At 64.4% G+C, this 21,710-nt stretch carries 20 protein-coding genes; 9 read left to right on the top strand and 11 right to left on the bottom strand.

The window, feature by feature from the left end:
- The first annotated feature begins 15 nt into the window (after positions 1 to 15).
- Together Q7U29_RS21795 and Q7U29_RS21790 are read left to right on the top strand one after the other, a co-directional pair.
- Positions 16 to 1,203 carry an FAD-dependent monooxygenase gene (locus Q7U29_RS21795; protein ID WP_304744688.1) on the top strand — a complete coding sequence of 396 codons (1,188 nt, stop codon included), beginning with the start codon at positions 16 to 18 and terminating at the stop codon, positions 1,201 to 1,203.
- Between the two features lie 83 nt (positions 1,204 to 1,286).
- A complete protein-coding gene (locus Q7U29_RS21790) occupies positions 1,287 to 2,993 on the top strand; it encodes a thiamine pyrophosphate-binding protein (RefSeq protein WP_304744687.1) in 1,707 nt (568 codons plus the stop codon).
- A 2-nt stretch (positions 2,994 to 2,995) separates the two neighbouring features.
- On the opposite strand, the gene Q7U29_RS21785 is transcribed toward Q7U29_RS21790, so the two are convergent.
- From Q7U29_RS21785 to Q7U29_RS21765, 5 genes are all read right to left on the bottom strand, one after another.
- On the bottom strand, positions 2,996 to 3,208 hold the full coding sequence (locus tag Q7U29_RS21785; protein WP_304744685.1) for a hypothetical protein: 213 nt from the start codon (positions 3,206 to 3,208) through the stop codon (positions 2,996 to 2,998).
- Between the two features lie 656 nt (positions 3,209 to 3,864).
- On the bottom strand, positions 3,865 to 4,818 hold the full coding sequence (gene paaX / locus Q7U29_RS21780) for a phenylacetic acid degradation operon negative regulatory protein PaaX (RefSeq protein ID WP_304744683.1): 954 nt from the start codon (positions 4,816 to 4,818) through the stop codon (positions 3,865 to 3,867).
- Positions 4,819 to 4,969: 151 nt separating this feature from the next.
- Positions 4,970 to 5,866: a DmsC/YnfH family molybdoenzyme membrane anchor subunit gene (locus Q7U29_RS21775; RefSeq protein ID WP_304744681.1), complete on the bottom strand. Its 897-nt coding sequence runs from the start codon at positions 5,864 to 5,866 to the stop codon at positions 4,970 to 4,972.
- Positions 5,863 to 6,516, bottom strand: a complete 654-nt coding sequence (locus Q7U29_RS21770) for a 4Fe-4S dicluster domain-containing protein (RefSeq protein WP_304744679.1) — start codon at positions 6,514 to 6,516, stop codon at positions 5,863 to 5,865. The genes Q7U29_RS21775 and Q7U29_RS21770 overlap by 4 nt, the downstream gene beginning before the upstream one ends.
- Complete coding sequence (locus Q7U29_RS21765; RefSeq protein WP_304744677.1) at positions 6,513 to 9,260, bottom strand: molybdopterin-dependent oxidoreductase; 2,748 nt, start codon at positions 9,258 to 9,260, stop codon at positions 6,513 to 6,515. The genes Q7U29_RS21770 and Q7U29_RS21765 overlap by 4 nt, the downstream gene beginning before the upstream one ends.
- 345 nt (positions 9,261 to 9,605) lie before the next feature.
- Here Q7U29_RS21765 and fdhD point away from each other — a divergent pair, with 345 nt between their 5' ends.
- Positions 9,606 to 10,412, top strand: a complete 807-nt coding sequence (fdhD, locus tag Q7U29_RS21760) for a formate dehydrogenase accessory sulfurtransferase FdhD (protein ID WP_304744746.1) — start codon at positions 9,606 to 9,608, stop codon at positions 10,410 to 10,412.
- Between the two features lie 143 nt (positions 10,413 to 10,555).
- Here fdhD and Q7U29_RS21755 read toward each other — a convergent pair whose 3' ends face one another.
- Positions 10,556 to 11,605 carry a hydroxyacid dehydrogenase gene (locus Q7U29_RS21755; protein ID WP_304744675.1) on the bottom strand — a complete coding sequence of 350 codons (1,050 nt, stop codon included), beginning with the start codon at positions 11,603 to 11,605 and terminating at the stop codon, positions 10,556 to 10,558.
- Positions 11,606 to 11,898: 293 nt separating this feature from the next.
- Here Q7U29_RS21755 and Q7U29_RS21750 point away from each other — a divergent pair, with 293 nt between their 5' ends.
- From Q7U29_RS21750 to Q7U29_RS21740, 3 genes are all read left to right on the top strand, one after another.
- Positions 11,899 to 12,456 carry a thiamine pyrophosphate-binding protein gene (locus Q7U29_RS21750; RefSeq protein WP_304744673.1) on the top strand — a complete coding sequence of 186 codons (558 nt, stop codon included), beginning with the start codon at positions 11,899 to 11,901 and terminating at the stop codon, positions 12,454 to 12,456.
- An 8-nt stretch (positions 12,457 to 12,464) separates the two neighbouring features.
- Positions 12,465 to 13,079, top strand: a complete 615-nt coding sequence (locus Q7U29_RS21745; protein WP_304744671.1) for a thiamine pyrophosphate-dependent enzyme — start codon at positions 12,465 to 12,467, stop codon at positions 13,077 to 13,079.
- Between the two features lie 77 nt (positions 13,080 to 13,156).
- Positions 13,157 to 13,513 carry a VanZ family protein gene (locus Q7U29_RS21740; RefSeq protein WP_304744744.1) on the top strand — a complete coding sequence of 119 codons (357 nt, stop codon included), beginning with the start codon at positions 13,157 to 13,159 and terminating at the stop codon, positions 13,511 to 13,513.
- Positions 13,514 to 13,576: 63 nt separating this feature from the next.
- Here the strand turns inward: Q7U29_RS21740 and Q7U29_RS21735 are convergent, their stop codons facing one another.
- The gene (locus tag Q7U29_RS21735) at positions 13,577 to 13,966 is read right to left on the bottom strand and encodes a DUF1236 domain-containing protein (RefSeq protein WP_304744669.1); all 390 of its coding nucleotides are present in this window, start codon (positions 13,964 to 13,966) and stop codon (positions 13,577 to 13,579) included.
- 171 nt (positions 13,967 to 14,137) lie between these two features.
- Between Q7U29_RS21735 and Q7U29_RS21730 the strand changes: the two genes are divergently transcribed.
- Positions 14,138 to 14,977 carry a GNAT family N-acetyltransferase gene (locus Q7U29_RS21730; protein WP_304744742.1) on the top strand — a complete coding sequence of 280 codons (840 nt, stop codon included), beginning with the start codon at positions 14,138 to 14,140 and terminating at the stop codon, positions 14,975 to 14,977.
- 18 nt (positions 14,978 to 14,995) lie between these two features.
- Here the strand turns inward: Q7U29_RS21730 and Q7U29_RS21725 are convergent, their stop codons facing one another.
- Entirely contained in the window at positions 14,996 to 15,424 is a 429-nt protein-coding gene (locus Q7U29_RS21725) for a hypothetical protein (RefSeq protein WP_304744667.1), read from the bottom strand.
- Between the two features lie 222 nt (positions 15,425 to 15,646).
- Here Q7U29_RS21725 and Q7U29_RS21720 point away from each other — a divergent pair, with 222 nt between their 5' ends.
- Together Q7U29_RS21720 and Q7U29_RS21715 are read left to right on the top strand one after the other, a co-directional pair.
- The gene (locus tag Q7U29_RS21720) at positions 15,647 to 18,325 is read left to right on the top strand and encodes an alpha/beta hydrolase fold domain-containing protein (RefSeq protein ID WP_304744665.1); all 2,679 of its coding nucleotides are present in this window, start codon (positions 15,647 to 15,649) and stop codon (positions 18,323 to 18,325) included.
- An 84-nt stretch (positions 18,326 to 18,409) separates the two neighbouring features.
- Positions 18,410 to 18,721, top strand: coding sequence for a hypothetical protein (locus Q7U29_RS21715; protein WP_304744663.1), 312 nt, complete (start codon positions 18,410 to 18,412; stop codon positions 18,719 to 18,721).
- A 5-nt stretch (positions 18,722 to 18,726) separates the two neighbouring features.
- On the opposite strand, the gene Q7U29_RS21710 is transcribed toward Q7U29_RS21715, so the two are convergent.
- From Q7U29_RS21710 to Q7U29_RS21700, 3 genes are read right to left on the bottom strand one after another with little or no spacing between them, the layout of a single operon-like run.
- Positions 18,727 to 20,226, bottom strand: a complete 1,500-nt coding sequence (locus Q7U29_RS21710) for a tripartite tricarboxylate transporter permease (RefSeq protein ID WP_304744661.1) — start codon at positions 20,224 to 20,226, stop codon at positions 18,727 to 18,729.
- Positions 20,226 to 20,711, bottom strand: coding sequence for a tripartite tricarboxylate transporter TctB family protein (locus Q7U29_RS21705; protein ID WP_304744659.1), 486 nt, complete (start codon positions 20,709 to 20,711; stop codon positions 20,226 to 20,228). The genes Q7U29_RS21710 and Q7U29_RS21705 overlap by 1 nt, the downstream gene beginning before the upstream one ends.
- Entirely contained in the window at positions 20,708 to 21,676 is a 969-nt protein-coding gene (locus Q7U29_RS21700; RefSeq protein WP_304744740.1) for a tripartite tricarboxylate transporter substrate binding protein, read from the bottom strand. Before Q7U29_RS21700 ends, Q7U29_RS21705 begins: the two co-directional genes overlap by 4 nt.
- Positions 21,677 to 21,710: the final 34 nt, after the last annotated feature.

Raw genomic sequence — 21,710 nt, 5'->3', positions numbered from 1 at the left:
AACAAGGATCAGATCATGGCGCAGCCCCTTCTCCGTGTCGCGATCGTCGGAGGCGGCATCGGGGGGTTGTTCGCAGCCAAGGCGTTGACCGCCCGGGGAATCACCGTATCGGTGTACGAGCAGGCGCCCGCGATCGGAGAGATTGGCGCCGGCGTGTTCCTGACGCCGAACAGCGTGCGGCATTTGCACAGGATGGGACTGCAAGCGCCGGTAGAAAAATGGGGCGCGCGGCTCGGCCGGAACTCGCATTACTTCCGCCAGGACGGCGTGCCGATCGCACCGGTCCAGGTGACGGACGCCTCCGGCTGGAACGCGACCTTCGGCATGCACCGGGCCGACATCGTCGACCTGCTGGCCGCGGCCTTGCCACCGGGAACGGTGCGAGCCGGGCATCGCTGCAGCGGGTTCGAGCAGGACGGTGACACGGCCCGGGTGAAATTCGCCAACGGCGCATCGGTGGAAGCCGATATCGTCATCGCCGCGGACGGTATCCACTCCGAACTTCGGCCGCATGTATTTCCGCCGTCGCAGCCGGTGTTCCACGGTTCGGTCGCCTATCGCGGGCTGGTGCCGCATGAGCGACTTCCGGATTGGCCGACCGACCGCTGGCAGATGTGGCTCGGACCCGGGCGGCACTTCCTCACCTTTCCCCTGCGCGCCGGAAAACTGATCAACTACGTCGGCTTCGTGCCGACCGACGAGCAGATGAAGGAATCATGGTCGGCCCCCGGCGATCCCGACATGCTGCGGCGGGAATTCGCCGGCTGGGATCCGCGCATTCAAGAGCTGCTCGGCGAAGTCCGGCAGACGTTCCGCTGGGCGCTGTACGATCGCGAGCCGCTGCCGGGCTGGAGCAGGGGAAGACTGAGCCTGCTCGGCGATGCCGCACATCCGATGCTTCCGCATCTCGGACAAGGCGCCAATCAGTCGATCGAGGACGGGATGGCGCTGGCCATCATGCTGGGACGTGCCGACCGGGCGACGGCTCCCCTCGCCTTGCTGGCCTATGAGCGGCTCCGGCGCGAACGCGTCGCCGAGGTCCAACGCGGCGCGCGCGCCAGCGGCCTGCGCTACGATTCGGCATATTCGGATCTCGGCGTGAGAGACGCCGAGATCACCGCGCACGCCGAATTCCGCAAGCAGCTCTACAGTTACGATCTGGTTCCGGAGGCGGAGGCTGCAGCGGCGGCGCTATACGGATAAGATTGACCTGAAGACCTCAAACGATGGATATAGCGGTAACAAACGGCGATGACCACAACATCGCTCTCCTGGAGAACCACCCGATGACCCTGCCCTTTTCCAACGCGCGCACCGGCGGCAAGATCCTGGTCGACCAGCTTCTGATCCACGGCGCCGACATGGCCTTCTGCGTACCGGGCGAGAGCTATCTGGAAGTGCTGGATGCGTTGTTCGACGTGCGCGACCGCTTCAAGCTGGTCAACGCCCGCCACGAGGCCGGCGCCGCCAACATGGCCGAGGCCTATGGCAAGCTGACCGGCAAGCCCGGCATCTGCATGGTGACGCGCGGCCCCGGCGCGTGCCATGCGGCGGTCGGCGTCCACACCGCCTTCCAGGACTCGACGCCGATGATCATGCTGGTCGGCCAGGTCGGCCGCGACATGATGGATCGCGAGGCGTTTCAGGAAATCGATTATCGCCAGATGTTCGGCCCGGTCGCCAAATGGGCGGCGCAGATCGACGTCACCGCGCGGATTCCCGAATACATCGCGCGCGCCTTCCACATCGCGACCTCGGGCCGCCCGGGCCCTGTGGTGCTGGCGCTGCCGGAGGACATGCTGACCGAGGTGACGCAGTCCGGCGATGCAGTTCGTTATCATGCGACGCAACCGGCCCCCGCCGCGCAGGCCTTCCCCCAGATTCGCGAACTGCTCGAAGGCGCGAAGAAGCCGATGATCCTCGCCGGAGGTCCCGGCTGGAGCGACGCCGCTTGCGCCCAACTGAAAGTTTTTGCGGAGGCCAACGGCATTCCCGTCGCGACCTCGTTCCGCCGTCAGGATATCATGGACAACCGGTCGTCATGCTTCGCCGGCGACCTCGGCACCTCAGGGCCTCCCGCGCTGGTGCAACGCTTCAAGGAAGCCGACCTTTTGCTGGTGATCGGTGCACGCCTCGGCGAAATGACTACGCAGGGCTACAGCATTCTGTCGTCACCCAGGGCGCAGCCGAAACTGATTCATGTTCACGCCGACGCCAACGAACTCGGCAAGGTGTTTACGCCTGACATCGCCGTGCAGTCGTCCTCCGATAACTTCGTGGCAGGCCTTGCCGATGCCAGCTGGTTCGCCGCCGACCGCTGGAGCGGCTGGCGCACTACCGCCCGCACCGATTATCTCAACGCCGTCACGCCGGTTGAATGCACCCAAGACCTCGACGTCGCCGCCGCGATGCTCCAACTGGGCAAGCGGCTCGGCGACAACGCCATCGTCACGCTCGACGCCGGCAATCACACCGGCTGGCCGCAACGCTTTCTGACCTACGCCCGCCCGGGCCGCCAGATCGGGCCCACCAACGGCGCGATGGGCTATTCGGTGCCGGCGGCGGTTGCGGCATCGCTGGTCCATCCGGATCGCGTGGTGATCGGCTGCGTCGGCGATGGCGGCTTCATGATGAGCGGACAGGAGATCTCGACCGCCGTGCAGCACGGCGGCAAGCCGATCATCCTGCTGTTCAACAACAACATGTACGGCACCATCCGCATGCATCAGGAGCGCGAGCACCCCTCCCGCGTCGTCGGGACCGACCTCGTCAATCCCGATTTCGTGGCGATGGCGCAGGCGATGGGCGCGCATGCCGAGCGCGTCACGAAGTCAGCGGATTTTGCGCCGGCGCTGGAGCGCGCCATCAGCTCGGGGCGCGCGGCGCTGCTCGAACTATGCACCGATCCGGAGCAGATTTCGACGCGCACCACCATCACCAACCTGCGGGTGGCGGCCGAAAAGCGTCAAGCGCAAGGCGCGGCGAGCGAGTAACTTCAGGACGGAAAATCGGTCTGCTTGACCTGAATCCGATCCGCATGCAGCGACCAGTCGCAAAGCGACTGGGTTTCGCAGAATCTTTGCTTGGCCAGCTCGGTGGCGTGCCCCTCGCTTGCGGCGTCAACCTCCACGATGCTCTGGCAGATTTCGGCGTGCCGGCCGTTTTCGCCGAGCACGTCCTTCATGAATCGAACGACAAATCGCGACATGGAACCTTCCCCTCGCGCCCAGCGCCAAGACAGGTCCATATAGCTCTATCACAGGGAGATTGTTTGACCGGTATCAATAAGACGGCATCGGCCGCCCGGAGGGTCTAGGCGCCGGCCGACGGCAGGCTGGCAGCCGCAATGGCGACGATCAGCTTGAGCCGGCGTCCGATCCGGGACGGCGCGGCGCGCAGCAATGAACGCAATTGTCGCATGGGCTACTTCCTCTACGCCAGTCGGAACCACGGTTCCTCGGACCAGCGCCTCAATGGAAAATGGTCCGGTCTGAGCGAAGTGTCGAGGGCGCTACGGAAATAGCAACGCAGCTTTCGTCCCACCAATGATTCACAGTGGATTTATTGCCGTGACCGGAGCAGCGACGAAAGAAATCTTCTCCTTGAAAATCGCGCCCGCGCCAGCCCATCCGAAGTTCCGGGCTCCTGGACCAGACCAGCCACCTGGGTGCTGGCGGACGCGAAACGAGATACATTGTTCCGTTCGATCATGTAAACGCGCCATCCCCCATCGGCGCCGCCAAAGTATCTGCCGCAGCCTGGCGGCGCCGATGGAGTAAGGGGGGCGCCTCCGCGGTCGCGAGATCGATCGATATACAGTCGGCCCGGGGCGATGGTTGCAGCAATTCAAACGGCGCCAATCGATTATGAGCCGGCCTGTTCGGCATCATCGGATGCGATACCGCCGAACCGCGAGTGAAAGCTCCTCGCCGCGCGCGGCAGCGGCCCATCTGCCGTTTCCAGCATCTGCATCAGATGCGCTTCGGTCATTCCCCAGCAGAGCTGATAGATGTCGCGACACAAGGTCCGGGCCCTGTCACCGGGCCAATTGTCCGACAGAAGCTGACGCGGCAAGCAAGGATCGCGAAGCTGAACGCGACGAAATTCATGCATCAAGAGCGTACGGATGATGAAACATTGCTCGGGATCGAGGGTCGATGCGCTGCGCAGCGCACGCGCCACGCTGCGGAAGCGATCGATAAACGCTTGATATTCGGCCGCCACGTCGCCCAGGTTCCAGCATTGATCCACCAATTCCTTCAGCGGCCGGCTGGACAAGGCGCCGAGGGTTTGCGCCTGCAGCACGATCACTTTGTCATGCGCGCCGGCGATTTGTAGAATATCCAGAAGCTCCTCGGTCTGCCGCGAAGGGTGAACCAAAACGCCAGGAGCGATGGCGGCATAACCCGCCCAGAGCAACTCTTTACGCAGCGCGTCGCGAAGCGCCGGCGTCAGGCTGTCGCCGGGTGTGAGGACCATCTGCCAGTCGCCTTCCCAGGCGACACGCGCATCGTCGTATATCCTGTGGAAGGCATGTTCGAACCGTCGCCGGCCCATCGCGGTCAGGCTGTAATAGCTGCGCCGGCCGATCTGCTCGGACACCAGCCATTTCTCGAGCGAGAGGCGAAACACAGAGGTGCGCACCGTGCGCGGATTGAGTCCAAGCGGCCCCACCAGACGGATGAGACCGCCGAGCCAGGCCGTACCGCCGTGCGGGGCGATCATGTCACCGTATATCGTGATTATCAGCGAATTCGCCCGCAGGGGACGATCGGCCAGCTGCTTCTCAATCCACTGGCCCAGCAAACGATTCTTCATGACCGCATTGTAACCCGGAGGATCGCAGGAGGCGACCCTCCGGGGTTGCAGCTCGGACGGGTCCGTTTGAAAATCAACGGCGGACTTCGTACATGGTCTTTCCCGCATCCAACCTTGCCGTTTGTTCGGACGATTTGCGGTCACCGGCCGGCTATTCGGGCTGTATGCGATTCCAACCTGGCTGCACGCCCGGCCCGGCGTTGTTTCCGCCACGCGACGGCGTCTGCGGCAGAGCGAACCCCTGCGTGAAGGCTGCACGGCACACCAAGGTGTACTTGAACCAGGCACCGGTGGCCGCCGCGAGAACGCCCGCCAGCACCGCGAGCAGAGGAAGTCCGCCCAAACTCGCCACGACGCCGAGGACGGCAGGCGCGGCATGGCCGAGCCAGACGAACCGCACATCGAGCGCGTTCAGCGCTTTCGATGTCCCGACCGGGACACCTGCGCTGCGCAGCGACGCGAGATACTTCCGCCACGCCAGCAAGCGCACGGCGAGCAGCACGGCGAGCAAAACGCCGAAGGCCACCAGTCCGGGCCAATACAGCGCGCCCGCGCACAGCAGGCCGGCGCCTTCGACCACGCCCGTGGCGACCATCATGCCGACGCAGCTTGCATGTCGCCAGGCTGGAATGCCCTTGTTGGCGTGCAGCATACGCGCCTGACAATAGAGGTAAAGCAGCCCCAGCAGCCCCGCGATCCAAGACGCCAACGGCCAGTTGAACAGGACAGCGGCTGCGCCGGACGCAAACAGGAACGGCGCTATCATCGCCTCACGCGACATCCACGACGTCGCCGCATTGAGGTACACATTGAGCGCGCGCCACGGGCGACCGATCTCAAACCAGACCGCAAGAAGGCCGGCGCCGACAAGTGCGAGCGCAACGACGACCAGCGGACGCAGGTCTTCGCCGTGCACGGACGCCAGCGCGGTCGCAAGCAACAGGCCGCCGCCGGCGCCGCCGCAGATGAAATTGGCAGCGGCGCGCGCGTCCCAGTTGCTCTGCTGCCGCGGCAGCACCCGGTCGCCGGTCTTCCGGGCTTCGCTCATGCCTTGGCCCCGTCCCAGATGTAGTAGACTGACGGGTCGGTTCCCAGTTCCTCATGCATCCGAAAATGCCGGGTTTCGGCCAGCAGCATCGAAATATTGCTGTCGGGGTCGTTGACGTCGCCGAAATGCATTGCACCCGAAATACAGGAGTTGACGCAGGCCGGCGTGACGTCCGGATCGAGGCCGGGCGTCTGTCCGGTGACGGCGGCGAGGTCGATCCGCTCCTTGCAGAACGTGCATTTGGTCGCCACCGACAGCCGCTCGGGATCGAAGCGCGCGATCTCGGACTTCATCGGCTCGCCGTAGGCGTAGCGCGGGTCGTGTTCGATCGAGCGCGCATCATACGGGCAGGCCATGATGCAATTGGAGCAGCCGATGCAGATGTCGTAGTCGATGGTGACGAGACCGTCCTCGCGTTGCTTCGTTGCCGTTGTCGGACAGACATGCATGCAGGGCGGATTGGCGCAATGCATGCATGCAACCGGCAGAAAAGTGCGGCTCACGTCGGGAAATTTGCCGCTTTCGATATCGAGCACGCGGCGCCATTGCACGCCTGGCGGCGTTGCGTTGGCGCTCTTGCAGGCGGCCGTGCAGGTCTGGCAGCCGACGCAACGCCGCAGATCGATGACCATGGCGTAACGCTTGCTCATGCGGCGGCCCTCGCCATGCGCCGTACGGCGACGCGGACGATATCCGCGCCCGAGCCGGTGGCGTCCGTGAGCTCGAGCGACATCGGCGCGATCGTGTTCAGGCTCGCCCGCTCCATATCCTTGGCGAAAGGGGTCGCCCAATGATCGAACTGGCCGACGATGACGAGCGTGTCCGGCCGCATGCCCTGGGTCAGCGATGCCTTGCCGTAGGTCGCGCCGATATGCGAGCGCACCTCGACGCGATCGCCCTCGGCGATGCCAAGCGTAGCGGCCGTGTCCGCGTTGATGATAACCCCGGTATTGCCGCGCACGTTTTCGGATATTTCGTGCATCATCGCGATCGCGGCGTTGCCGCCCGCGTGATACTGCATGCTCTTGGTCGTGAGCAGCCAGAACGGATAGTCCTCGATTCGAGCGCCTGAATGGACCAGCTCGCGTTCCCAGCGGGCAGGCACGTTGTCCCATACCGGCAGCGCGACATATTCAGAGAGTTGCTCGTCCCACCAGCGCATCTTCTGCTCGTGCAGGCGATTGCCCAATTCGCGCCCGATACGCAGCAGGCGTTCCTGATAGGGCAGTTCGTAACGCAGCCCCTGTTTCTCCATGGTCGGCGTCAGATACCACTGCAGACGCGACGTCGGAACGGCGTAGAACCCATGCTCCTTGTACCAGTCGAGTCCGTGCTCCTCCCTGCCCTCTGACAGCGTTCTGGTCGCGGCGCGGCAGACCGAGTCCCAGATCTGGTCGGGCTCGGGCGGCGCGGCCGGATCGAGCGAGTAATCGTAATCCTTGCCCTTGAGGGGCGACACACCGGCGATGCCGCGGTTGAGCGCGGCGATATATCCGGGCAACAGGCCTGTGCGCTTGGCAAGTTCGGTGGTGATCCAGGTGAAATCGCGGGCCTCGCCCTGCGGCGGGACAGCGGCCTGCCGCAACACGACCCCATGACAATCCCAGAACTGCTCCATGTATTTTGTCGCGCCCATATGGATCAGTTGCGTCGACTCGAGATCGGAAGCTTCCGGCAGCAGCAGGTCCGCCATGTAGTTGGTTTCGTCGACCGTATAGGCGAAGGCGACCATGAACGGGAAACGTGCCGCCGCCTCGACGAGGCGGTGCGATTCCCAGAACGAGATCGACGGGTTCGAGCGGTAGACGATCCACATTTCCGGATAGGTCGGCTTCGGCATGGTCCAGTCGGCAGGCACATTCTCCTGGAACATCCAGGCGAGCTGCGTCGGGCCCAGCGCCTGGCTCCAGCCGCCGTTGCGGCCGACGATCGGCACCAGCGTCGAATGGAGGTTGCGCGTCTCCGGCACCGGGCGCCAGCTGTTACTGCCGGTCGGATTGAAATGCTGCGCCATGAAGCCGTCTTCGCCCGGCTTCACGCTGAGATGACGATTGTCCTGCGGACGATTGACGCGCACCGTCGTGCCGAGCGTGCCGCCCGGATTCTCGAGCGCGCCGACCAGCATCGCAAGCACGGTGCGCGACCAGCAGCATTCGAAAGCGCCCCAGCCGTTATTGACCGACTTTCCGAGCGTCACCGCCACCGGCCGGAACGCCAGGGTCTCACCCTCAATTTCGATCGTCGCGCCAATACGTGCGGCTTCGAGATATTCGCCGGCGATACGGCGAATGGTTGCCGCAGACACGTCGCAGATTCCCGCCGCCCATTCCGGCGTGTATCGCGCGATGTGATCGACGAGCATCTGATAGGCGGTCGCGCCTTCGACATCGGAATATTCGCGCCTCGCGGCGTCGGCGTCGACGGTAGCGGCGCGGGCCACGCGATAGCGCCCGGCAACAGCCAGAGCAGCCCCGGGCGTATCGAAGGCCACGGCTTGCCCGCTCGCTTCGTCCCAGACCAGCGGCTTGCCGCTGACGAAATCGCGCAGATAGAGCCCGTCCGGCCCGACCAGATAGGGCGAGGCGGTGCGATCACGCAGGAAGGACACGTCGAGTCTTGCGAGCCCGTGTTCATGCAGCAACACATGGATCAGGGCGAACATGAATGCCGGATCGGTCTTCGGACGGATCGGGACCCATTCGGCCGAGCAGGCGCCAGTGATGGAAAGGTGCGGCTCGACATGCACGCGCTTGTAGCCTCGCACGCGCGCGTCGGCGTGCCGGGTGACGGCGCAAGGCCCCCCGGTCACCTCGACATTGGCACCGAGCGAAATGATGTAGCGCGTGTTGGGTGTATCCGCAGCCACTGTGAAGGCACGGTGCCAGAATTCGCCGTAGAGATGTTCGGAGTGGACGCATTTTACGCCCTGCCCCGAGCCGAAACTGTAGTCGATCGGGCCCCAGGCCGCGAGAAGCGCCGGGAACGAGCCCATGTAGTTGGCCGGGGTCCCGCCATGGCCGAAGCTGACGGCGAGGCGAGGCAGACCGGCCTCGTCGATCTTGCCTTTGTCGCTGATGCTTCTCAGCCTGGCGGCCACAATGTCGAGCGCCTCGTCCCAGGAGATCGGCGTGAAGCCAGGGTCCTCGCCGCGCCCTTTCTTCGGGTTGGTGCGCTTCATCGGCGTGAGAATTCTGTTCGGATTATAGGTCTTCTGCACGAGACCATAGGCTTTGACGCAAATCCTGCCATGCGCCGGATGCACATGCTGTGCGTCGAAATTCGGTTCGATTTCGGTGGCGATGCCGTCCTCCACCTTCACTTTCATGAAGTCGGGACCGGAAACGCAATTGTAGCAAAGGGTCGGAACGCGCTTGACGTTCTTGGCTGTGCTCATCGCGTCCTCCTCAGCCATTCAGCGGAGTCGCGCATTCGCCACCCGCCTTGGAGCATCCCTCTATCGGCATTTGGTGAATGCAAACGATAAAGGATACAATATTTGCGAATATGTATCAGCTTTCCGTATCCTATTTGATACTGAAATGACCCTGCGTATCAGGGTAAGATTGAATCCCCCACCTTCCCCTTGATTTCAGTCAAGAGCAGAGCGTTCAATATGACACATTTTGTCACGCATGCTTCGCCATTCAAGTATCACTTGTCTGAAAATTCCAAGACGACCTTGAGCGTCGGATTGTCGGCAACCCGCCGGATCCGGATCCTCTCCGAAACAGTGGACCAGATGTTCGCGACGACTCCGATACGGAACGTGCATCGAGAGATCTGGCGCAACGGCTTGCGCTACGGCGCGGAGCGACTTCTTCCGGAAGAAACTCCCGTGGCCGTGGTCTATGATGGCGGCACGTATGCGGTCATGATGGCAACGCCGGACGACCTGGAGGACTTCGCAATTGGCTTCAGTCTGACGGAGGGGGTCGTCCGCAGCGCCGCCGATATAAAATCCATCGATCTCGTTCCCTCGCGCGATGGCGTCGAACTTCGAATGTGGCTCGCTGGCGGCAATTCACAGCGGCTCAGGGAGCGCCGCCGACGCCTTGCGGGGCCGACCGGCTGCGGGATATGCGGCATCGAATCGCTCGCGGAGTCGATTCGTCCTGCAAACATCGTCGGTCATGGCCGAAGGTTTTCCGCGGGGCAGATCATGGAAGCGGTGCAAAGCATTCCGCCGCTGCAGAAACTGAACATCGAGACCCGCGCGCTTCATGCTGCGGCCTTTTGGCAATCCTGCCGGGGCGTCGTCGCACTGCGGGAAGACGTCGGTCGTCACAATGCGCTGGACAAGCTCGCTGGCGCACTCTCGCGGGATAACGTCAGGGGAAGTGATGGAATTGTGGTTCTGACCAGCCGCGTTTCCGTCGAGATGGTGCAGAAAACCTCGGTGATCGGCGCAACAGTCATCGTGTCGGTATCGGCGCCGACCGCATTGGCGGTCCGTCTAGCGAATGATGCGGGCATTACGTTGGCGGCGATCGCACGCGCCGACGGGTTTGAAGTCTTCACCCGAGGCGACCGGATTTCACCAGGCTAGCTTTTCCGCTGTTCGGGGCGGCCGCATTCCGAAGAGACGCGGTTGACAATATTCATTCGAGTCTCGATCGCGAAACACCCAAACCACGAAGCGCTCGCCGAAGGCAAGATTGGTTCATGCCGAGGGCGGGGCCTATTTGTTGACTATCCCGGCATAAACCCGAACGCCCGTTCAAAGCGCTTGGCGTAAGCAGGCCACACCTCGGGGTTGATCAGGCGCGGCGGCCGCTTGCCGTCGAGCGCACCGAGCATCTGCTCGGCAGCGATCTTGCCCATATTGGCCCGCGCCTCCCTGGTCACCCCCGCGGTGTGCGGGCTTGCCAGCACGTTGTCGAATTGCAGCAGCGGATGGCCCGGCGGCGGCGGCTCCTTGTCCCAGACGTCGAGGCCCGCACCGGCGATGCGCTTGTCGCGGAGCGCCTCAAACAGCGCGGCTTCATCATGGATGAAGCCCCTCGCCGTGGTGATGTAATAGGCATGCGGCTGCATCAGCGCGAATTGGCGCGCGCCGATCATGCCACGCGTGTCCCTGGCCAGCGGACAATTGATCGAGACATAATCGGAGGCGCGCAGGAGGTCGTCGAGTTCGACCTTTTCGCCGCCGCGCGCCGCCATCTCGGTTGCCGACAGGTAGGGGTCATAGGCCAGCACCCTCATGCCGAGCAGGCCCTTGCAGAGTTCGGCGATGCGGCGGCCGACATTGCCGAGCCCGACGATGCCGATGGTCTTGCCCTGCGCCTCGGTGCCGATCAGGGAGTTGCGGTTCACATTGGGATCGCGCCGCAACGCGCGGTCGGCCTCGATGATGCGCTTTGACAGAGTGAGCAGCATGCCGAGCGCGTGCTCGGCGACGGAATGGGCGTTACCGCCCGTCTGGTTGACGACCAGTACACCCGCCGCGGTACAGGCCTCGACGTCGACAGGGTCATAGCCGGCGCCATTGCTCGAAACGATCAGCAGATTCGGCGCGCGTTTCAGCAGGTCGGCATGGGCGTGGAAATGCGGTGCAAGTTCGTCGCGCGCCGCGCCGATCTGATAGGCGTGCGCTTCGGCCAGGATGGGCGCGAACAATTCCTCGGGGCTCTCGTTCTCGATCCGGTCGAGCCGCACATCCGGCCGCGCCGCCAGCATTTCGGCATAGATCGGATGTGCCAGGTATTTGACGTAGAACACGCGCTTGTTGTTCACGGACATTGCTGATCGATCTTTCAGTTCGGGAAGCCTTGGTATTGCGGGATTGGTGGCGGGGATGACCAGCTGCGCATGACATCCCTCCCCGATATTCGCTATTTCTATTTCTCTTATCACACGCCAGCATACCCAAGGGATAGGCAAAGGATAGGCAAGGCATCGCCAGGAGGTGCCGATCATGCATATGGTCAGCGCATGTTGACAATCCTTGAGATCGCGTCAAGTTTCGGCGCGACGACGGGGCGGCTGCGATCATATCGCGAACGAAAAATCGTCGCGAAACAAGGAATAGTTCGATGGCGGCTGCCGAGGCACCGACAGTATCCCAACCTTCTCAGGAGAAGAGCTGGCACGAGATGGCGCTGCAAGCGCTCAAGCACAACGACATCCGGCTGGTGCCCTACGTCCCCGACCGCATCCTGACGACGCTGATCAGGAACATCCATGCCGATCCGTTCTTCACCGCGTTCCCCACCGCGCGTGAGGAAGAGGCCGTCGGCATCGTCGCCGGCGCCTGGATGGCCGGCATGCGCGGCGCCGTGCTGATGCAGACGTCCGGCTTCGCCACGCTGGCCAACGTGCTGGCCTCGCTGGCGATGCCCTACCAGATTCCGCTGATCATGTTCGTCACGGAGCGCGGCACGCTCGGCGAATTCAATTACGGCCAGGCGCTGGTCTGCCGCACCATGCGGCCGGTGCTGGATTCGCTGGCGATGGAGCATCACACCTGCACCCGACTCGACGAGTTCGAATTCATCCTCGATCGGTCGATCAAGCAGGCCATCACCACGCAGGCGCCGGTGGCGCTGATCCTGTCGCCGCTACTGACCGGCGGCAAAGTCTTCGACAAGTGAGTGAAGCCATGAACACGGCCACCAACCTGCCTGCCCGCAACACCAAGGTGATGAACCGGTTCGACATCACCTCGCGGCTGGTCGCGAAGCTGAAGCACGAGGAAGCCGTGATCAGCGGCATCGGCAATACCAACTTCGATCTGTGGGCCGCCGGCCATCGTCCGCAGAACTTCTACATGCTCGGCAGCATGGGCCTCGGCTTCCCGATCGCGCTCGGCGTCGCGCTGGCGCAGCCGCAGCGCCGCGTCTTCGGGCTCGAGGGCGACGGTTCGTTGCTGATGCAGATGGGCTGCCTTTCGACCATCGCGACGCTGGCACCGAAAAACCTCACCATGATCGTGATGGACAACGGCATCTACCAGATCACCGGCGCACAACCGACCCCTGCCGCCGCGGTGGCGGATATTGTCGCCATCGCCGCAGCCTCCGGTCTTTCCAGCAGCGCGTGGGCAGCCGACGAGGAAGACTTCGAGCGTCTGGTCGATCAATCGCTCAGGGCATCCGGACCTACCCTGATCGGGGTGCGCATCGACGACAAGCCCGGCGTCGGCGCCACCCGCCGGGATCCGGTGCAGATCAGGGAACGCTTCATGCTCGGCCTCGGCGTGCGGGAAGCGCTGTAGGATTCGGCATTAACCAAGGCACATCGCGACTTCGCATCTGCGAGATATCCGGCCAGCAAACGTGTTATCCGGTGACGATGACCATCATCCTCAAAATGCTCGCCTGGCTGCTGGCCGCCGCCGTGGCGTTCGCCACGCTGGGACCGGCGGGGCTGCGACCGCATTCCGATCTTGGACAGGACGGCGAGCATGCGCTTGCCTTCGTCCTGATCGGGCTCGCCTTCGGCCTCGCCTATCCGCAGCGCCGGCTGCTGACGGCAACGATGGCGGTCGCGCTGATCGGGCTGATCGAGATCCTGCAGTTCTGGGCGCCGGGACGACACGCCAGATGGTCGGATTTCGTGGTCGATGCACTGGCGGCCTGCGCCGGCCTCGCCCTCGCTGCCGGTATCGGCTGGATCATCGGACGATCGCGCCTCGCAAGACAGCCCTGACGCAGATCCCCGCGGGGAAAAGTCCCCGCGAGGATCGATTGATGTTCTATCGCTTGGGTTGGGTCAGTCGATGATCTTGATGATCTTGCGGGTGCGCGGCTCGACGATCACCCGCCGGTCATTGACCACGGCGTAGCGATATTCGGTGTGGCTCGGAACTGTCCGCAGTTCCACGCTCGCCGGCAGCGGCTCGCCGACCACGATTCTCTCGCGAACGGTCACCGATGGCGCGCGCTCGCCTTGAATCGAGGTGATCACGGCGTTGGGAATTTCCAGACCGAGACCAACCGCAGCACCGACGGTCCCGCCGACGGCCTCGCCGACCGGACCGGCGACGGCGCCACCTGCCGCGGCACCACCCCGCGCGCCCTCAACGGTGGTCGATTGGGCGAATGCGGCGCTCGATGCGAGCAGCGACGCAGCAACGATTGAAACGGCAAGACGATTGGTCATCATGTCCTCCATGTAATTGTCGATACGCTTCAACAACTGGATCGGAGGGACGTTCCAGCATTTCGGGGTTCCATGGAGCGGATCTTGCTCAAGCGGACAGAGCCCGTGGTTGCCATCAACGCTGCACCCGTGGTCATATTGGTTATGAGTTCATCCGCAGGATCGCCCACCATCGACGGTTTGCGCATCCGGCCGATGCGGCCGGACGAAATCGCGATAGCGGTGAACTGGGCCGCGGCCGAAGGCTGGAACCCGGGCCTCGCCGACGACGTCTGCTTCGCCGCCGCCGATCAAGGCTTCTTCATCGGCGAGTTCGAAGGCGCTCCCGCCGCCACCGTCTCCTGCATCAATTACGGCGCGGGCTTTGCTTTCCTCGGTTTCTATATCGTGCGCGAGGATTTGCGCGGCCGCGGCTTCGGACTGCGGATCTGGAACGCAGCCATCGCGCACGCCGGCTCGCGCGTGATCGGACTCGATGGCGTGGTGGCGCAACAGCAGAATTACAGGAAATCCGGCTTCGAGCTCGCTTATGCGAATGTCCGTTACGGCGGCACCGTCACGCCACCGGATGCGCCGCCAGCGGGTGTCATCGCGTTGACCGAAGTCCCGTTGGCGGCCATCGAGGTGTATGACGCAACCGTGTTTCCGGCGCCGCGCTCCGCGTTCCTGCGCGCCTGGATCGGATCATCAGGACATCTCGGCCGCGCCATCGTGCGCGACGGCAGGCTTGCCGGCTGGGGCGTGATCCGTCCATGCCGAAAGGGCCGCAAGATCGGCCCGCTGGTGGCAGACGACCGCGCCACCGCCGAATTGATCTTGTCGGCCTTGCTGGCCGACGTCGGCGGCGGCGAGATCTTTCTCGATGTTCCCGGCGTGAACCGCGACGGGATCGCGCTGGCGCAAGACCTCGGACTCGCGCGAGTATTCGAAACCGCGCGCATGTATACGGGCGCGATCCCGCCGTTGCGATTGGAACGAATATTCGGCGTCACCACCTTCGAGTTGGGGTAACCCGGCTGCGACTGGCGATCACCAACGACGATACGCGCGATGATACCGCGGTCCGCCGCCGTAGTAGCGCGCTCCGTAGTACCTTGGTCCGCCGTAATAGGCGTAGCCGGGGCGGATCACGCGCCGGACCCGGGGATAATAGGCCGGGGCGTAGTAGCCGCCATAATAGGCCGGGGCATAACCGTAGACCGGGGCGTAACCGCCATAATACGCCGGCGCATAGCCACCGTAATAGGCGGGCGCATAGCCGCCATAATAACCGTAGCCCGGGCCATAGGCGTAAGCGCTCGACGCGATGCCGCTGATCAGCGCCCCCGCGATCAGTCCGCCCGCCAATCCAGGACCAAAACCCCGCCCCCGCCAATGCGCTTCAGCCGGTGACGGAGCCGCCAGGGCAGTGAAGCCGACGACGGCAGCGGTCACCAACGCCAATACTGCTTTCTTCATGTCCAAAACCCTTCCAGTGTTCCCGGGCCTTCCAACTGACAGATTAGCCGAAGGTTTCCCGTGGCGGGAGGTTGCACAACAGTCGCCAGCAAATTTAATCTTGATGAACGGCGGATTCAACTGTCGCGGCGTGCGCCGGCCACCGAAGATTGCAATTGTCCTGATGACAGACCGGGTGCGCGGATGTAGCCTGCGGCAAAAATATAAGCACGGGAGGGTGGCATGCCAGACGCAGTGGCCGCAGCATCTTCTTTGGGAGCGACCGGCGGCGGCACGACGCAACAAGTCGATGTCGCGGTGGTCGGTGCCGGATTTGCCGGGCTGTACCTGCTGCACCGCTTGCGCAAGGCCGGCTTCACCACGGTGGTGCTGGAGGAGGCCGGCGACGTCGGCGGCACCTGGTACTGGAACCGGTATCCCGGCGCGCGCTGCGACATCCAGACCATCGACTACAGCTACACTTTCGATCCGGAGCTGGAGAGCGCGTGGCAATGGTCGGAGAAATACGCCACCCAACCCGAAATCCTGCGCTACCTCGGCTTCGTCGCCGACCGCCATGATCTCCGGCGCGACATCCGCTTTGGCACCAAAATCACGGCGGCGACATGGGATGAGGCCGCCGAACGCTGGCAACTCGCGACCAGCAGCGGCGCGACGGTATCCTGCCGCTTCTACATCATGGCGACCGGCTGTCTCTCCGCGCCAAAGCCGCCGGAGATCGATGGCGTCAAGGATTTCAAGGGCGAGGTCTACTTCACCGGCCGCTGGCCGCATCACGAGGTCGAGCTCGCCGGCAAACGCGTCGCGGTGATCGGTACGGGATCGTCCGGGATCCAGTCGATCCCCGTCATCGCCGAACAGGCGGCGCATCTGACGGTGTTCCAGCGCACGCCGAACTTCGCCCTGCCCGCGCACAATGGTCCGGCGCCGGCCGATCGCGTCAGTCTGCTGCAAGCCGATCGCGCCGGCTACCGCGAGCAGGCGCGCTGGTCGCTGGCGGGCGTTCCGTGGCCGCAACAAACCGCGGTGAGCTGGCAATTGAGCGATGCCGAGCGCCGCGAGCGGTTCGAGCAGGCATGGGCCGCCGGCGATCTCGTCTACATGTTGACCCAGTTGTGGGCCGACCAGGGCGTCGACCTCGAGGGCAACGCGCTGCTTGCGGAGCTGATCCGCAACAAGATCCGCGCCACCGTCACGGATCCCGACACGGCGGCGGCGCTGAGCCCTTACGACCATCCGTTCGGGGCCAAGCGTCCTTGCCTCGATACCAACTACTACGCCACCTTCAACCGTCGCAACGTCACGCTGGTGAACCTGCGGCAGGAGCCGATCACCGCGATCACCGCCTCCGGTATCAAAACGGACAAGCGCAGCTTCGACGTCGATGTGATCGTGTTCGCCACCGGCTTCGACGCCATGACCGGCGCGATCATGGCGGTTCACCCGATCACCGGCCGCGGCGGCAAGTCGCTGTCCGACGTCTGGGCCAGCGGGCCGCAAACCTATCTCGGCCTCACCGTGGCCGGCTTCCCCAATTTGTTCATGATCACAGGCCCCGGCAGCCCGTCGGTGCTGTCGAACATGGCGGTGTCGATCGAGCAGCATGTCGACTGGGTGGTCGACCGCCTGATGGCGATGCGGGAGGCCGGCTTCACCACCGTCGAAGCGACGGACACCGCGCAGGCCGGCTGGGCGCAACACATGGCCGACTGTGCATCGCTGACGCTGCACCGGCTGGCGAATACCTGGTACACGGGCGCCAACGTCCCCGGCAAGGCGCTGGGCGTGATGCCCTATACCGGCGGCGTCGGCCCCTACCGCAGCATCTGCAACGAGGTGGTCAGCCGCGGCATGCTCGGTTTCAGGCTGACCGGCCCCGGCGTCGCCGGGCAATGCAACGACGGCGAGGTCGTTCGGCTGCAGCCCGACGTGCGGCTGGTGCTGGGCATGCTGGCGCAGATGCAGTTGCCGCCCATCGAGTCGCTCGGAGCTCAGGGAGCGCGCGACTTCGTCAATGAGTTCAACAAGGCCCGTCCGGCGGGCCGGCCGGTCGGCGATGTCGTCGATGGCACCCTGCCCGGCGCCGACGGTCAACTGCCCTACCGTCTCTACCGGCCGGCGACGCCCGGGCCGCATCCGATCGTGGTCTATTTCCATGGCGGCGGCTGGGTGCTGGGTGACGAGCAATCCGACGATCCGTTCTGCCGCGACCTGTGCCGGCGCAGCGGCATGATCTTCGTCAGCGTCGGTTACAGGCACGCGCCGGAACACCGCTTCCCGGCCGCGGCCGAGGATGCCTATGCCGCGACGCGGTGGATCGCCGAGCATGCGGCCGAGCTCGGCGGCACGACCGAGGCGGTGATGGTCGCGGGCTGGAGCGCCGGCGCCAACCTCGCCGCCGTCACCTGCCAGCTGGCGCGCGACCGCGGTGGCCCCGATATCTCCGGCCAGCTGCTGGTGTGCCCGGTCACCGACTGCAGGTTCGATCGTCCTTCCTACACCGACAATGCGACCGGCTATTTCCTGACGCGCTCGCTGATGTTCTGGTTCTGGGATCTGTATTGTTCGCCTGATGACCGGACCGATCCGCGCGTGTCGCCGCTGCGCGGCAAACTCGAGGGCCTGCCGCCGGCATTGGTGGCGACCTGCGAGTTCGATCCGCTGCGCGACGAGGGTGTGGCCTATGCCGAAGCGCTGGCTGCCGCCGGCGTGCCGGTCGAGCAGCTCAAGGCGCGCGGCCATTTCCACTCGTCGCTCACCATGGTCGACGTCGTCATCACCGGCGTCAGCGGGCGTGTGCAGATGGCCGAGGCGTTGCGCCGGTTCGCCGGGCTTCCCCGACAAGACAACGAGGATGTCCGCTCGGGCCAGAGGGCGCCGCACGAAATCGCCGCAGAGTAACGCGCCGCTGCAACGAGCGCGTTGGCTACCATCAATCGGAGAGTCGGGATTGGTCGAGTTCACTTGGAAGCGAGGGGACCTGTCATGAAACAGATTGAGGAAATTCCGGGCAAGCTCGTACTCAAGGCGGGCTCGACGACACTGACGCTCGACAAGGATTGCGGCAAGGCGACGCTGCAGAAAAAATTGCTGCTGTGGAACAAGAAGCCCGTCGAATTCGCGCTTGCCGATATCGACGACATCGCGGTGAAGTCGGAAAAGGACGGTGCCTCCGGCGCGACCATCCATCACAGCGTCGTGCACCGGCGTACCGGCGAGATCACCGTCCTGACCACCGAGGAAGCCAAGGACGCCGCCGAAACCGTGACGAGGCTGCGTGGATTCGTCGGATTGTAGCGGACCTAATCCTCGTTCGCCCTGAATCGCCCGAGCCCCTGCATCACGAACGGCGCCACCAGCGCGATCAGCGCGATGGCGAGCAGCGTCGCCGACATGGGGCTTTGCAGCAGCGCCATGGGATCGCCGAGGCTGATCGACATCGCCCGGCGCAGCTGGCTTTCGGCGATCGGCCCGAGGATCAGGCCGATCACGACCGGCGCGATCGGAAAATCGAACCGGCGCATCAGGAAGCCCATCACGCCGAAGCCGGCCAGCATCGACAACTCGACCACCGACGGTTTTGCGGCAATGGTGCCCGTGGTCGCGAACACCAGAATGCCGGCGTAAAGCCATGGCTGCGGGATCGCCAGCAGCTTCACCCACAGGCCGACCAGCGGCAGATTGAGCACCAGCAGCATGACGTTGGCGATGAACAGGCTGGCGATCAGGCCCCACACCAGTTCGGGCCGCTCGGCGAACAACAGCGGCCCCGGATTGAGTCCATATTGTTGAAAGCCCGCCAGCATCATCGCGGCGGTCGCCGAGGTCGGAAGTCCCAATGTCAGCAAGGGCACCAGCGTGCCCGCGGCGGACGCGTTGTTGGCGGCTTCAGGTCCCGCGACGCCTTCGATCGCGCCCTTGCCGAATTCCTCCGGATATTTTGTCAGACGCTTCTCGGTGGAATAGGACAGGAAAGTTGGAATCTCCGCGCCGCCGGCCGGCAAGGCGCCGATCGGAAACCCAATCATGGTGCCGCGCAGCCACGGCTTCCATGACCGTTGCCAGTCCTGCTTCGTCATCCACAGCGAGCCGCGCACCGGCTCGAGCTTTTCCTCGGAGTGATGACGGCGCGATACCACGTAGAGCGCCTCCCCCACCGCGAACAGGCCGACCGCCAGCGTCGTCACCTCGACGCCATCGAGCAGCTCGGGGATGCCGAACGCGAGCCGGGCCTGGCCGGTGAGCTTGTCGATACCGACAAGCCCGAGCGTCAGGCCGATGAACAGGCTGGTCAATCCGCGGATCGGTGAACTTCCGAAGGTGGCCGACACCGTCACGAACGCCACGCACATCAACGCAAAATAATCTTCCGGCCCGAAATTGACCGCGAAGTCGACCAGCCACGGCGCCAGAAAGGCGAGACCAATGGTGGCGATGGTGCCGGCGACGAACGAGCCGATCGCCGCCGTCGCCAGCGCCGGGCCGCCGCGGCCGGCTTTTGCCATTTTGTTGCCTTCCAGCGCAGTCGCCATCGAGGCGCTCTCGCCGGGCGTGTTGATGAGGATGGCAGTGGTCGATCCGCCATACATGCCGCCGTAATAGATCCCGGCGAACATGATCAGCGAACCGCCGGGATCGAGCTTGTAGGTCACCGGCAGCAACAACGCGACGGTGAGCGCGGGGCCGATGCCGGGCAGCACGCCGACCGCGGTGCCGAGCAGCACGCCGATCAGCGCATAGAGCAGGTTCAGGGGCTGGAGCGCGACAGCCATGCCGTTGGCGAGCGCGAAGAAGGCGTCCATCAGAACAGCCTTTCCAGCGGGCCGGCGGGAAGGCTCAACGTCAGCAGCCGGCTGAAGGCGAGATAGATCAGGGTGGTCAGGACGAAGCCGATGGCGAGGTCGGTGAGAATGGCGCGCCGCCCGAAGGCCGTCGCCGTGGTGGCGAACAGCGCCGTGGTCGCCGGGATGAAGCCGCCGCCGAGGCCGATGATGGCGATCAGCAGCGCCAACCCGCCGAGAATGAGCCACACCGCCTTTGGATCGGCGCTCTCGCGCGCCGGCAGATGGCCGCGCAGCGCCTCGACCAGATTGCCGATCGCGAGAATGCCGAGCCCGGCGGCGATGACGACAGGCATCACGTGGGGTCCCATGCCGTAGGGATTATTGGATTGCAGCTGGCTCGCGTCCCATACCAGCACCGCGGCCAGACCTGCGAGCACCACGGCAATGACGATACCAGCGGGATCGACGCGCCGCGATGCCGATCCCTGCGGCAGTTCGCTCATGATTTGACGAGGCCGACCGACTTCAGCACGTCGGTGACGCGCACAGTTTCCTTCTTGAGGAAATCCGCGAACGCATCGCCGCCGAGCCAGGCGTCGTCCCAGCCCTTCTGCTTCAGGATGGCCTTCCAGGCGTCGGACTTGACCATCTTCTCCACGGCATCGCTGAGCGTCTTCTTCTGTTCGGGCGTGATGCCGGGAGGCGCCATCACCGAGCGCCAGTTGGCCAGCACGAGATCAATCCCCTGCTCCTTGAAGGTCGGAATATCGACGCCGGGAATCCGCTTTTCCGAGGTCACGCCGAGCGCGCGCAGTTTGCCGGACTTGATCTGGCCGTCATATTCGCTGAGGCCCGAAATGCCCGCGGTGACCTTGCCGCCGAGAATGGCCGCCAGCGACTCGCCGCCGCCGGAAAACGGAATGTAGTTTATCTTTTTCGCGTCGGCGCCGATCGTGCCGGCGAACAGCGCCGCCATGATGTGATCGACGCCGCCGGCCGAACCGCCGGCAAAGGTCACCTTGGCGATGTCGGCCTTGACGGCGGCGGCCAGATCCTGCGCCGTCTTGAGCGGCGAATTCGCGGGCACCACGATGACCTGGATCTCCTCGGTGAGGCGCGCGATCGGCGTCACCTGGTCGAGCGTCACCGGCGACTTGTTCATGGCGAGCGCGCCGACCATCACAAAACCGTTCACCATCAGCTGGTTGCCGTCGCCCTTGGCGCCATTGACGAACTGCGCGATGCCGACGCTGCCGCCGGCACCCGCCACATTGGTGACCTGGACACTGCGCGCGACACCGGCGGCGACCAGCGCCTGCTGCATCGCCCGCGCGGTCTGATCCCATCCGCCGCCGGGCGCGGCCGGCGCCATCACCTTGAGTTCGAGCTGCTGCGCGAGTGCCGGAACGGCGGTCGCGAGCGTCAGCGCGACGGCGGCGCCGAGCAGGCGCGTATGAAATGGAATCATGGGGAGTTCCTCCTGATAGATGCGGGACAGCCGG

The sequence above is a fragment of the Bradyrhizobium sp. genome, from assembly GCF_030654605.1.
Classification (GTDB): domain Bacteria; phylum Pseudomonadota; class Alphaproteobacteria; order Rhizobiales; family Xanthobacteraceae; genus Bradyrhizobium.
The sequence above is the reverse complement of the archived record's forward strand: the minus strand, read 5'-3'. Positions and strand labels throughout refer to the sequence as shown.

Coding starts and splice junctions, on each gene's coding strand:
- Q7U29_RS21715 (WP_304744663.1), top strand. CDS start 18,410: ATGAAACAGATTGAGGAAATTCCGGGCAAGCTCGTACTCAAGGCGGGC.
- paaX (WP_304744683.1), bottom strand. CDS start 4,818: ATGAAGAATCGTTTGCTGGGCCAGTGGATTGAGAAGCAGCTGGCCGAT.
- Q7U29_RS21700 (WP_304744740.1), bottom strand. CDS start 21,676: ATGATTCCATTTCATACGCGCCTGCTCGGCGCCGCCGTCGCGCTGACG.
- Q7U29_RS21740 (WP_304744744.1), top strand. CDS start 13,157: ATGACCATCATCCTCAAAATGCTCGCCTGGCTGCTGGCCGCCGCCGTG.
- Q7U29_RS21705 (WP_304744659.1), bottom strand. CDS start 20,711: ATGAGCGAACTGCCGCAGGGATCGGCATCGCGGCGCGTCGATCCCGCT.
- Q7U29_RS21785 (WP_304744685.1), bottom strand. CDS start 3,208: ATGTCGCGATTTGTCGTTCGATTCATGAAGGACGTGCTCGGCGAAAAC.
- Q7U29_RS21770 (WP_304744679.1), bottom strand. CDS start 6,516: ATGAGCAAGCGTTACGCCATGGTCATCGATCTGCGGCGTTGCGTCGGC.
- Q7U29_RS21790 (WP_304744687.1), top strand. CDS start 1,287: ATGACCCTGCCCTTTTCCAACGCGCGCACCGGCGGCAAGATCCTGGTC.
- fdhD (WP_304744746.1), top strand. CDS start 9,606: ATGTTCGCGACGACTCCGATACGGAACGTGCATCGAGAGATCTGGCGC.
- Q7U29_RS21755 (WP_304744675.1), bottom strand. CDS start 11,605: ATGTCCGTGAACAACAAGCGCGTGTTCTACGTCAAATACCTGGCACAT.
- Q7U29_RS21735 (WP_304744669.1), bottom strand. CDS start 13,966: ATGACCAATCGTCTTGCCGTTTCAATCGTTGCTGCGTCGCTGCTCGCA.
- Q7U29_RS21710 (WP_304744661.1), bottom strand. CDS start 20,226: ATGGACGCCTTCTTCGCGCTCGCCAACGGCATGGCTGTCGCGCTCCAG.
- Q7U29_RS21765 (WP_304744677.1), bottom strand. CDS start 9,260: ATGAGCACAGCCAAGAACGTCAAGCGCGTTCCGACCCTTTGCTACAAT.
- Q7U29_RS21750 (WP_304744673.1), top strand. CDS start 11,899: ATGGCGGCTGCCGAGGCACCGACAGTATCCCAACCTTCTCAGGAGAAG.
- Q7U29_RS21725 (WP_304744667.1), bottom strand. CDS start 15,424: ATGAAGAAAGCAGTATTGGCGTTGGTGACCGCTGCCGTCGTCGGCTTC.
- Q7U29_RS21775 (WP_304744681.1), bottom strand. CDS start 5,866: ATGAGCGAAGCCCGGAAGACCGGCGACCGGGTGCTGCCGCGGCAGCAG.
- Q7U29_RS21745 (WP_304744671.1), top strand. CDS start 12,465: ATGAACACGGCCACCAACCTGCCTGCCCGCAACACCAAGGTGATGAAC.
- Q7U29_RS21720 (WP_304744665.1), top strand. CDS start 15,647: ATGCCAGACGCAGTGGCCGCAGCATCTTCTTTGGGAGCGACCGGCGGC.
- Q7U29_RS21795 (WP_304744688.1), top strand. CDS start 16: ATGGCGCAGCCCCTTCTCCGTGTCGCGATCGTCGGAGGCGGCATCGGG.